The organism is Sphingopyxis sp. (assembly GCF_019459305.1).
GTDB lineage: Bacteria > Pseudomonadota > Alphaproteobacteria > Sphingomonadales > Sphingomonadaceae > Sphingopyxis.
The window spans coordinates 1-10,541 of the sequence record NZ_JAIBES010000014.1 but is presented as its reverse complement, the minus strand read 5'-3'; the positions used below and the strand labels follow the sequence as shown (position 1 = coordinate 10,541).

At 65.2% G+C, this 10,541-nt stretch carries 10 protein-coding genes; 7 read left to right on the top strand and 3 right to left on the bottom strand.

All coding sequences use genetic code 11. From position 1 onward, the window contains the following. Positions 1-73 precede the first annotated feature (73 nt). The 6 genes from K0M74_RS01285 to xth all read left to right on the top strand — a co-directional run bounded on the left by K0M74_RS01285 (position 74) and on the right by xth (position 6,327). Positions 74-2,779, top strand: a complete 2,706-nt coding sequence (locus K0M74_RS01285; RefSeq protein WP_293967121.1) for a bifunctional [glutamine synthetase] adenylyltransferase/[glutamine synthetase]-adenylyl-L-tyrosine phosphorylase — start codon at positions 74-76, stop codon at positions 2,777-2,779. Next, on the top strand, positions 2,776-3,243 hold the full coding sequence (locus K0M74_RS01280) for a peroxiredoxin (RefSeq protein ID WP_293967119.1): 468 nt from the start codon (positions 2,776-2,778) through the stop codon (positions 3,241-3,243). The genes K0M74_RS01285 and K0M74_RS01280 overlap by 4 nt, the downstream gene beginning before the upstream one ends. Before the next feature lie 138 nt (positions 3,244-3,381). Beyond that, on the top strand, positions 3,382-4,179 hold the full coding sequence (locus K0M74_RS01275; protein WP_293967117.1) for a ferritin-like domain-containing protein: 798 nt from the start codon (positions 3,382-3,384) through the stop codon (positions 4,177-4,179). Between the two features lie 140 nt (positions 4,180-4,319). Then, the gene (locus K0M74_RS01270; RefSeq protein ID WP_293967115.1) at positions 4,320-4,994 is read left to right on the top strand and encodes a M23 family metallopeptidase; all 675 of its coding nucleotides are present in this window, start codon (positions 4,320-4,322) and stop codon (positions 4,992-4,994) included. Between the two features lie 100 nt (positions 4,995-5,094). Further along, on the top strand, positions 5,095-5,436 hold the full coding sequence (gene erpA / locus K0M74_RS01265; RefSeq protein WP_293967113.1) for an iron-sulfur cluster insertion protein ErpA: 342 nt from the start codon (positions 5,095-5,097) through the stop codon (positions 5,434-5,436). Positions 5,437-5,556: 120 nt separating this feature from the next. After that, a complete protein-coding gene (gene xth / locus K0M74_RS01260; RefSeq protein WP_293967123.1) occupies positions 5,557-6,327 on the top strand; it encodes an exodeoxyribonuclease III in 771 nt (256 codons plus the stop codon). Here the strand turns inward: xth and K0M74_RS01255 are convergent. From K0M74_RS01255 to K0M74_RS01245, 3 genes are read right to left on the bottom strand one after another with little or no spacing between them, the layout of a single operon-like run. Beyond that, positions 6,324-7,445 (bottom strand): DUF1501 domain-containing protein, encoded by a 1,122-nt coding sequence (locus tag K0M74_RS01255; protein WP_293967112.1) that lies wholly within the window; start codon positions 7,443-7,445, stop codon positions 6,324-6,326. The genes xth and K0M74_RS01255 overlap by 4 nt on opposite strands. Positions 7,446-7,448: 3 nt before the next feature. Beyond that, positions 7,449-8,894 (bottom strand): DUF1800 domain-containing protein, encoded by a 1,446-nt coding sequence (locus tag K0M74_RS01250; protein ID WP_293967110.1) that lies wholly within the window; start codon positions 8,892-8,894, stop codon positions 7,449-7,451. A gap of 48 nt (positions 8,895-8,942) precedes the next feature. Further along, positions 8,943-10,109 carry an N-acetyltransferase gene (locus K0M74_RS01245; protein ID WP_293967108.1) on the bottom strand — a complete coding sequence of 389 codons (1,167 nt, stop codon included), beginning with the start codon at positions 10,107-10,109 and terminating at the stop codon, positions 8,943-8,945. Between the two features lie 119 nt (positions 10,110-10,228). On the opposite strand from K0M74_RS01245, the gene K0M74_RS01240 reads away from it, so the two are divergent. Further along, a complete protein-coding gene (locus K0M74_RS01240) occupies positions 10,229-10,480 on the top strand; it encodes a hypothetical protein (RefSeq protein ID WP_366932619.1) in 252 nt (83 codons plus the stop codon). The last annotated feature ends 61 nt before the right edge of the window (positions 10,481-10,541 follow it).

The window sequence follows — 10,541 nt, the reverse complement described above, 5'->3', positions numbered from 1 at the left end:
GATTGCTTCGCTTCGCTCGCAATGACGAAGTGGGGGTTGCTACCTCATTGGGAGCGGGCGATAGCGGCGTTCGATGACCATCCGCGACGCTTCAGACCGCCAGTCGGCATTCGACCGCCTGACCGCCAACGCACCGTTTCTGGCGCGGCTCGCCGAACTCAACCCCGATGACGTTACGCGCTTCCTGACCGATGGCACCGACGCCGCACAGGCAGGCGTATCTGCGCCGCCAGCCGACCACGATATCATGCGCGCGCTGCGCCAGTGGCGCGGCCGCATCGCGCTGCTGCTCGCGCTCGGCGACCTGTCGGGCGAGCATGATGTCGCGACCACCACCCGGCTGCTGTCCGATTTTGCCGATCAGGCGTGCGACGCCGCGCTTGCCGCGGCCTTTGCCGAACGTACCCCCGACGAGGAACCGCGCGGGCTGTCGGTGATCGCGCTCGGCAAGCTCGGCAGCCACGAGCTCAACTATTCGTCGGACATCGATCCGATCCTGATCTTCGATCCCGACACGCTGCCGCGCCGCTCGCGCGATGACCCGACCGAGGCGGCGGTGCGGATCGCGCGGCGCATGACCGAAATATTGTCGGCGCGCACCGGCGATGGCCATGTGCTGCGCGTCGACCTGCGCCTGCGCCCGCATCCCGAGGTCACCCCGATTGTCCTGCCGGTCGATGCGGCCATCTCCTATTATGAATCGGAAGCCCTGGCTTGGGAACAGGCGGCGTTTATCCGCAGCCGCGCATCGGCGGGTGACCGCGCGCTCGGCGCGCAATTCCTGTCCGCGATCCAACCGTTCATCTGGCGCCGCAGCCTCGATTTCCGCCAGCTGAAGGAAATCGGCGCGATGAGCGACCGCATCCGCGATCATTATGCGCAGGGGCAGGCATTCGGGCCGGGCTATGACCTGAAACGCGGACGCGGCGGCATCCGCGAAATCGAATTTTTCGCGCAGGTGCATCAACTGATCTATGGCGGGCGCGACCCGTCGCTGCGTGTACCCGCGACGGTCGATGCGCTGGCGGCACTCGCCGCGGCGGGCCGGGTCGAGCCCGAGGTCGCGACGCGTCTGTCGGGCCATTACGCGACGCTGCGCCGGATCGAACATCGCTTGCAGATGGTCGAGGACCAGCAGACGCATTGCCTTCCGACCCAGCCCGCAGCGCTCGACGGTGTTGCGTGGCTCGACGGCAAGGCCGATGGCGCGGCGCTGCTCGCGATGCTCGGACCCGTCACCGCCGATGTCGGCGCCTGCTACGACCGGCTGGTTGCCGAACGCGCGGTTACCACCGGCTTGCCGCGCGACGATGACAGTCTTGCCGCGGCGCTGCTGGCGGCGGGGTTCGATCCGCCCGATGCCGCCTTGCGCACAATCGCCGAATGGCGCGGCGGCAAATTGCGCGCGCTGCGCAGCCCCGCGGCGCTCGACGCGCTCGAGACGATGCTGCCCGAATTGATCAAGGCATTGGGCGCGGCGCCCGATCCCGACGCGACGCTGACGCGCTTCGACAAGCTCGTCGCGGGGCTGCCGAGCGCGATCAACTTCTTCCATCTGCTCGCGGCACAACCAGCCTTGGCGCGCATCGCGACGCGCGTCTTGGCGCTCGCCCCGACGCTCGCCGACGCGCTCGGGGTGCGGGCGCAGCTGATCGAGGGGCTGATCGACAGCCGTGCCTTCGACGCGCCCGCGGACAAGACTCAGCTGCTGCAGGAATGGGCGCCGGGGCTGGCGACGCTCGATTATGAACGGCTGCTCGACCGGGTGCGCGATCATGTCGGCGAACGGCGCTTTGCCTATGGCGTTCAGCTGGTGGCCGGGGCGACCGATCCGCTAGCTATCGCGCTTGGCTATTCCGAGCTTGCGGAGGCCGCGCTGTGTGTCCTTGCCGATGCCACCGTCGCCGAATTTGTCGCCGCCCACGGCCGCATTCCCGACAGCGAGCTGGTCGTGCTTGCGCTCGGGCGGCTCGGGGGCAGGGCGCTGACCCACGCGTCGGACCTCGACCTCATCTATCTGTTCACCGGCGACCATCTCGCCGAATCCGACGGACCGCGGCCACTCGGCGCAACGACCTATTACAACCGCCTTGCCCAGCGGGTGACCGCGGCGATGTCGGTGCCGACCGCGGCAGGCAAGCTGTATGACGTCGATACGCGGCTGCGGCCGCAAGGCGCTCAGGGACCACTCGTTGTCACCCTCGACAGCTTTGAACGCTATCAGCGCGAGGAGGCGTGGACGTGGGAGCATATGGCGCTGCTCCGCGCGCGGCCGGTCTATGGATCGGACAAGGCGCGCGACGAGGTCGAGCGGATCATCGCCGAACTGCTCGCGACCCCGCGTGATCGGGCAAAGCTCGCCGCCGATGCCGCCGAAATGCGCGACAAGATCGCGGCGCACAAATTGCCGCAGGGCGCGCTCGACATCAAGGGCGGCCCCGGCGGGCTCGTCGATCTGGAATTTGCGATGCAGGTGACCCAGCTGGCCACCGGCCAATGCCACGACCCCAATATTGCCGCGGCGCTCGCCTGTCTGAAAGCGGCAGGGCTGGCGCCCGACGGCGTGTGCGAAGCGCACGGCCTACTCGCGCGGATGCTGGTCATGCTGCGGCTGACCGCGCCCGACGGGGAACCCGCGACGGCGGCGGCGCGTCAACTCGTCGCCAGCCGATGCGGCGAACCCCGCTGGCCGCAACTGCTTGCCGCGCATGATGCGGCACGGCAGGAGATTGCCGACTGGTGGGCGGCGATTCGCTCGCAGCAGGAGAGTGAAAAATGAGCGGTCTGAAACTGGGCGATGCCATTCCCGCGGTGAAACCTCTCGACGCCGAAGGGAGGACGATCGATCTCGCCGCGATGAAAGGCGCGCCGCTAGTCGTTTATTTCTACCCCAAGGCCGATACGCCGGGCTGCACGGTTGAAGCGCAGGATTTCACGCGCCTCGCCCCGGAATTCGCGCATCTCCATGCGCAAGTGCTCGCGATATCGCGCGATGCGCCGACAAAGCTGTGCAAGTTCCGCGAAAAATATGGCCTGACCGTCCGCCTCGCTTCCGATGAAGACGGAGCCATGTGCGAGGCCTTCGGCACCTGGGTCGAAAAACAGAATTATGGCCGCAGCTATATGGGGATCGAACGTTCGACCTTCCTGTTCGGTGCCGATGGCAAGCTGGCGAAAGAGTGGCGCAAGGTGCGCGTCAAAGGTCACGCCGAAGCGGTGCTGGAGGCCGCGAAGGCGCTCTAGGACATGGTGCCGTTCCGTTGGTCCTGAGGAGCCATTGAGCTTGTCGAAATGGCGTCTCGAAGGACGCCGACGCAGATCTGCTGTCCTTCGAGATGGGTCTTCGCCAAGGCTCAGCTCCTCCTCAGGACGAACGGCAATATGACAATGCAGAGCCTGGGCGAAGCCGCGCGCGCGGTTCTGCTGACGCCGGACCCGCACGACAAGCGCCGCGCGGCGCGCAGTATGGCGCGCGCGTGGCGGCAGGGGCGGCTCGACCATCGCTGCAATACTCCAATGCCCGACCAGCCAGCATGGCCGGTCGCGCCCGAACTGCTCGAACCCGGCCGGATGCCGCGGCGCGGCAAGGGCGGCTCCGAACGCGGCCGCATCGCACTGCTCCACGCTCTCGCCCATATCGAATTTGTCGCGATCGACCTCGCGGTCGATCTGATCGGCCGGTTCGGCGACCAATTTCCGCGTGAATTTGTCGATGACTGGATCGGTGTGGCGGCCGACGAAGCGATGCATTTTGCGCTGCTCGACCGCCGCCTGCGCGCTCTCGGCAGCCATTATGGTGCATTGCCCGCGCATGCCGGATTGTGGGAAGCGGCGCAGATCACCGCAGACGACGTGCTGGCGCGGCTCGCGATCGTGCCGATGGTACTCGAAGCGCGCGGGCTCGACGTTACCCCGCCGACGATCGCTCGCTTTCAGGGCGCCGGTGACGAGGCGTCGGCGCAGATTTTATCGCGGATTTTCAACGATGAAATCCGCCATGTGCGCGCGGGCACAGAGTGGTTTGGCTGGATGTGCGACGAACGGGGATTCAACGCCGTTGAAACGTGGCACGCGCTCGTAAAAGCGCGGTTTCGCGGGCCGCTGAAGGCTCCGTTCAACGACTCGGCGCGCCACGACGCCGGTTTAACGCAAGAATACTATGCTGTTATTGCGTCTTAACCATTGGGGCAGCACACAGGCGTCGCGGGGGATGAGAAATCATCCAAACCAACAAACACCGGCGCCAAAGCCTTCTTATGACTTTGGCGACATGGCACACGCGGGGTCGTATTTTGATAAACACTCTTCTGACGCAGAAGTTGCATCGAGTCGCAATCGTCTGCGCCGCAGCATGTTTCGCAACAGCCACTCCGGCTGTCCACGCGGCTGAAACCAGCGCTGACGCTGGAATTGTCGCTCCCGATGAACCCGATGACGACGGCTTCACTGCTGGCGTTCCCTCAGTCGGCGAAGACAGCGAAGCCCGCGCAATTTTCCAGGCATGGAAGCGTCTCGACACCGGCCTGACCGCCTCGATCGGCGTCGCAGTTCCGTCACGCCGCCCGATCGACCAGATGTCGCTGTCGTCCTCCTATGGCATGCGCGTCCATCCCGTTACCGGCAAGGTCGCGCGCCACAACGGCATCGACATTCCCGCGCCGCACGGCACCCCGATTTACGCGACCGCCGACGGCATCGTCGGCCGCGCCCAGCGCCTTGGCGGCTACGGCAATTATGTCGAAGTCGAACATGGCAACGCGATCCAGACGCGCTACGGCCATATGTCGTCTTATGTCGTCGTCCCCGGCCAGTCGATCAAAAAGGGCGATGTGCTCGGCTATGTCGGTTCGACGGGCCGTTCGACCGGCAACCACCTCCATTACGAAGTCCGCATTGAAGGCGCGCCGGTCAATCCGATGCCATTCGTGCGGTCGGATCAAATGGCAATCGCCGCGATCACCGGCAAGAATGTCGCGATGGGCGGTCCCGAATAAGAAATAATGACGAGCTTTCCTGGGTCGGAGAGGAGGGCGCCAGGCGGGGTAACCGTCGCGGCGCCCTTTTCATTTGGTACAAAGCGCCTATCTAGCGTTTATGGCCACGCAGCTTTCCGATATCACCCTGTCGCCCGCCGCCGCGGCGCGCGTCCGCTGGATTGCCGACCGCAAGGGCGAAGCGCAAGCGGCGCTCCGTCTTGCCGTCGATGGCGGCGGCTGTTCGGGCTTCACCTATCGTTTTGGCTTGGCTGAAGGCATTGATGGCGATGACATCGTCACCGAAACCGACGGGGTAAAGCTGGTCGTCGATCCGGTGAGCATCGATCTGGTCCGCGGCTGCATCGTCGATTTCGTCGATTCGCTGGGCGGATCGTCGTTCAAGGTCGAAAACCCCAACGCAGCCTCGGGCTGCGGTTGCGGGTCCAGCTTCTCGATTTAGGGCGACACCCTTTTCCGTTCGTGCTGAGCTTGTCGAAGCACCGTCCTTCTTTTACGCAGAAGGAAAGAACAGCCCTTCGACAAGCTCAGGGCGAACGGAAAGAGATGCCCGCCTATGACCCTGAAAGTCGCGACCTTCAATATAAACGGGATTAAGGCCCGCCTGCCGCGCCTGATCGAATGGCTCGAGGAAACCCAGCCCGACGTCGCCTGTTTGCAGGAACTGAAATCGAGCGACGAAACCATGCCGACCAAGGAGATCGAGGCGGCGGGTTATGGCTTTCTCTATCATGGCCAAAAGGGCTTCAACGGCGCCGCGATTCTCGCCAAAGGCACCCAGCCGATCGAGACGCAGCGCGGCCTCGCGGGCGAGGATGAGGATGAGCAGTCGCGCTATCTGGAGGCTGATGTTCACGGGGTGCGCGTCGCGTCGATCTATCTGCCCAATGGCAACCCGCAGCCCGGTCCCAAATTCGATTACAAGCTACGCTGGATGGCGCGGCTGCGCGAGCGTGCGAAATTCCTCCTCGCCTCCGAAATCCCGACGATCCTGATCGGCGATTACAACGTCATCCCGCACGACGACGATGTGTGGGATGCGCGCGTTATGGCGACCGACGCGCTGATGCAGCCCGAATCGCGCGATGGGTGGTTCCGCTTGCTCGGCGACGGCTGGACTGACGCGCTGCGCAGCCGCCATCCCGGCGGCCAAGTCTGGACCTTTTGGGACTATCAGGCCGGCGGCTGGCAACGCGACCATGGCTTTCGCATCGACCACCTGCTGCTCAGCCCGGCGCTCGCCGACCGGTTGGTCGACGCCGGGGTCGACAAGGACCATCGCGGGCGCGAAAAGGCCAGCGACCATGCCCCGACCTGGGCGGTTCTCGCTTAAGCGTCGGGATACAGCGTCGTCATCACCCGTTTCGGGTCGAGCGCATAATGATGCGCGACCGCCGCGGCGATCACGCTTTCCAATGACCGCGTCGGCCTGAGGTCGCGGCCATCGAGCCGTTCGGCCGGGGTCAGCCCGGGCCAGTCTGCCGACACCTTGCCGCCGAGCGCCAAACTCCCGCCCAGCAGCATCGCGGTCGATGCGGTGCCATGGTCGGTGCCGCCGGTTCCATTGACCTCGACGGTGCGGCCGAATTCGGTGGCGACGATCACCAGCGTGTCGTTCCACGCCGGGCCGAGCCCAGACTGGAGCGCGCCGATCAGCTGGTCGAGCCCGCGCAGTTGCGCGTTCAGCCGTCCGCGCTGGCCGCTGTGCGTATCCCAGCCGCCGGTCTCGACCATCATCACCCGCGCCCCGTCGGCGGGCAGCATCAACGACGCGGCGAGCTTGCCGAGATCGGCGCCGTTGCGGCCATTGTTGCCGCCGATGTCGCCTGCCAATTCCTGCGTCTTGACCGCGCTGTCCCATAGCGGGTGCAGCAGCGGGTCTTCGGCATAAAGCGCCGATAGCCCAGCGATCAGGTCGCCGTCGGCCTGCGGCAGGCGGCTGGGTGCATAGGTGCCGACCTGTACCGTCCCGCGCAGCGCCAGCGGCACCGCGGGGGCGATGGCGATCGCGGCGCGCTCGGCAGTGGGAAGTAAGGTCAGCAGCCGCCCCACCCAACCGTCGCTGCGGCCATAGGGCCGCGATCCGCCGCCCTCGAGCATATTCTGCCCGTCGAAATGCGACCGGTCGCGATAGGCGGTGGCGACGGCATGGGCGAAATGCGCCTGCTGGCCCGAATACAGCCCCGCGGTAGTCGCCAGTGCCGGGTGCAGCGTGAACATTGTGTCGAGTTTCGCCCCGCTTGCGGTCTCGTCGGCCAGCGTGCGGCGCGCTGCGGCGAACGCCGGGTCACCCGTCGGCGCCACCGTTGCTAGCCCGTCGGCGGCGCCGCGCTGGATGATGAAGACGAGCCGCCTGGGCGTGGCCGCCGCGGCATAGGCAAAGACGGGGAGGGTGCCCGCTGCGGCGACGGTAATCCCGGACAGGATGATCGAACGGCGCGAAAGGATCATCGTCTATCTCCGCAAAAACATGGGACTGGCGAACAGCATCGCGATGCCCTGGCCGGGACTGTCGGCGCGCGCGATGGCCTGGCCGGTTTCGGGGCTCAGCGCGTCGGCCAGCACCAGCGGCGCAAGCTGGCGCGGATCGACGCGATCGCCGATCCGCGCCGCGATCCGGCTGGCGAGTTCGACGCGCTGCATCAATCCCGCCGATCCGGCCCAGGTCGCAACCTTGTCATCATATCCGGCCGGTGATCCGGGGCGCCAGATCGGCTGGCCCAGCTGGGTGAACATCGCCGCAACATTCTGTTTTTCGCCGAGCGCCGGGATTTTCAGCGCGCGCAGCATCGATACCGTCCAGTCCCACGGCGACTTGAACATCGTTGGAGCAGCGACCCACGGTTCGGGTGAGGCGATCAGGGCGCGATAGAGCGACGCGAGGTCGCCGCCGGTCTTGAGGAAATCGGCAGCGAGCCGATCAACTAGCGCTCCGGGCGGGTCGTCGGCAGTGAAATGGCGCGCCAGCTTGGTCGCGATATGTCGCGCAGTGGCGGGATGGACGGCGAGGTCGCGCAGGATCGCTTCGGCCTGCGCCGCCCCGGCGGCGCCATAGCGTCGGCCCAGCAAGGTTTGCGCGCCGGGTTCGTGCAGCGGCGCGATAAACACCGTGGCGCCCGGTTCGGCATCGGATGGCATCAGCCGCTGGCCCGCGCCGCGCCCGAGCCCGGCCACGGTCAGACCGGTGAGCGCCTTGGCAAAGGCGGTCACATCGGCCTGGGTATAGACCGTCCGCACCCCTAGCGTGTGCAGCTCCAAGATCTCGCGCGCCAAATTCTCGTTGAGACCCGGTGACCGGCGGTTGCCGCGGTTGCGCACCCGAGTCGCGAAGGGACTCTCCGGGCCGAAGCTCTGCGCCTGATCCAGATACAGCAGCATCGCGGGATGTTTCACCGCCGCGACCAGCAGGTCGGAAAACTTTCCCATGATGTGCGGCCGGATCGCTTCATTCTCATAATTGCCGACAAAGCCGATCACCGTCTGCTTGTCGGCCGACACCGCGAAATGATTAGCCCAGAAATGGACGAGGCGTTCGGGGAAAGGGGTCGGAGTCGCAATCGCCGCGGTCAGGCGCGCCGCGGTGGCCTCGACATAATGGCGGCGAATCGCCGAACGCGATAGCCGCCGCAGTTCGGGGTCCATGCCCTTTTCTTCCTCGCTCATCGGGGTTTCGGCCGCCGCGCGGCGCATTGCCTGCCGATCTTCGCGATATTCGACATAGGCAGTGGCGATCGTGGCGCGCCCGGCAAGCCCCGCTGTGGCGGCGGGGGCGGGATCATAGTCGCCGAGCTGGCGGCTCAGCCACATTTTGGGATCGCCGATCGCCAGATCGTCAAAGCGGCGACCGAGGCCAAAGCGGTTAGCGGCAAGATATTGGACTGCCATGACAAAGCCTTTCATGCCCCAAACGCACGATGGCCCGCGTTTGTCGCAAAGCTGTCCCAGCCGTCAGAGCATTTTGTCGTAAATTTGATACACCCGGTTGACCTTGGCATCGATCGCCTCGGCGACCGCCTTCATCCCCTGATTGTCGTCGAGCACCCAGCCGATGTCGCCGCGCTCGGTGCCATAATCGCGCACTGCGTCGCGGCGGATCAGTTCGATCATCATGAAGGCGAGGGTGCTCGCCATGCGGCTGTTTTGCAGCTTTTTGGCGACCCCCATCAGCGGCACGCGCAGGGTGCGGCTCTTCGGCTTGCGCAGCCACCACAGCAAGCGCGCCCAGTTGAAGGGGAGCAGCGACCCGTCCATGTCGATCAGCAATTCGTTGATGTTTGGCAGGACGATGATGAACGCCACCGCCTCGCCGTCGAGTTCTGCAACGCGGACCAGATCCTCGAACACGATAGTTTTCAGCTTTTTGCCGACAAAAGCGATCTCGCTGTCGGTCAGCGGTACGAACCCCCAATTGTCCGACCAGGCGTCGTTGAGCAGTCCCATGATCAGCGCCGCTTCGGCGTCGAAATTCTTCTTGTCGACCTTGCGCACCCGGATGCGAGAATTTTTCTCGCCCGCGGCGACGATGCGGTTCACCAGCGGTGAAAAGCCTTCTTTGACGTACACATCATAGTTGATCAGCTGCTTTATCGGGCGATAGCCGGTGCCTTCGACCCACCCGCGATAGAGCGGGCTGTTGTGTCCCATCATCACCGTCGGGCGGTTGTCGAAACCTTCGATCAGCAGCCCGGGCTCGTCCCACACCGAAATCGACAGCGGGCCGAGCGATCGGTGCATGCCCTGACGGCGCAGCCAATCTTCGGCGGCGACGATCAGCGCGCGGGTGGTTTCTTCATCCTCAGCCTCGAGCAGGCCCCAGTTGCCAGTGTCGGGGCCCATTCCCTGTTCGGCCGGCTGGGCGAGTGCCAATTTGTCGATATGCGCCGAGATGCGGCCGACGGTGCGGCCCTTGCGGCGGGCTAGGAACAGCTGCGCCTTGCCATGTTCGAACCACGGATTCTTGCCTGGGGTGAGCAGGCTATAGACCTCCCCCTTGAGCGGCGGCACCCACGCCGGGTCTCCGCGGTTGAGCCGAAACGCCAGCTCGACGAACTCGCGCGTGTCGCTCTTGTCCTTCACCGGGTGGATCGTGATCGGGCCGTCCGAATGTCCGCTCATACTGGTTTCCTGAAATGCCAACCTTATATGTCTGGCGACGCATTAGGGCATCGCTAAGCCGCTGGCGACCCGCATTTGGCCATTTTGCTGCCACGAAACCATGATGAAGAGTGCAGGTTATGACGACGATCAATGCCCCCGCCGACCGGGTCGCGACACCTTTCGCTCCGTCGGGAACGAAGATCCCAAAGTCGGCAATCGCCGATGACATGGCGATGATCCGCGCAGCATCGGAGCTGACGCGCGACCTCGTCACGCCGTCGGCGCGTATCTATTGGACCGACTTTCTGGCGTCGGCGTTCATCGGTTACGCGGGTGTCGCGGGCGCGATTTTATCCCCGCCGAAAGCGAGGGCCCGTGGCGCCCCTTAGGTCGCCAACCTCGCCGATTATAGCGCGGGCGACATCAACCACCAGAGAACCCACATCACCA

What these genes read in the sequence shown, in the direction of transcription:
- K0M74_RS01240 (WP_366932619.1), top strand. Translation starts at nt 10,229, where the DNA reads ATGACGACGATCAATGCCCCCGCCGACCGGGTCGCGACACCTTTCGCT.
- K0M74_RS01280 (WP_293967119.1), top strand. Translation starts at nt 2,776, where the DNA reads ATGAGCGGTCTGAAACTGGGCGATGCCATTCCCGCGGTGAAACCTCTC.
- K0M74_RS01255 (WP_293967112.1), bottom strand. Translation starts at nt 7,445, where the DNA reads ATGATCCTTTCGCGCCGTTCGATCATCCTGTCCGGGATTACCGTCGCC.
- erpA (WP_293967113.1), top strand. Translation starts at nt 5,095, where the DNA reads ATGGCCACGCAGCTTTCCGATATCACCCTGTCGCCCGCCGCCGCGGCG.
- K0M74_RS01250 (WP_293967110.1), bottom strand. Translation starts at nt 8,894, where the DNA reads ATGAAAGGCTTTGTCATGGCAGTCCAATATCTTGCCGCTAACCGCTTT.
- K0M74_RS01285 (WP_293967121.1), top strand. Translation starts at nt 74, where the DNA reads ATGACCATCCGCGACGCTTCAGACCGCCAGTCGGCATTCGACCGCCTG.
- K0M74_RS01275 (WP_293967117.1), top strand. Translation starts at nt 3,382, where the DNA reads ATGACAATGCAGAGCCTGGGCGAAGCCGCGCGCGCGGTTCTGCTGACG.
- K0M74_RS01245 (WP_293967108.1), bottom strand. Translation starts at nt 10,109, where the DNA reads ATGAGCGGACATTCGGACGGCCCGATCACGATCCACCCGGTGAAGGAC.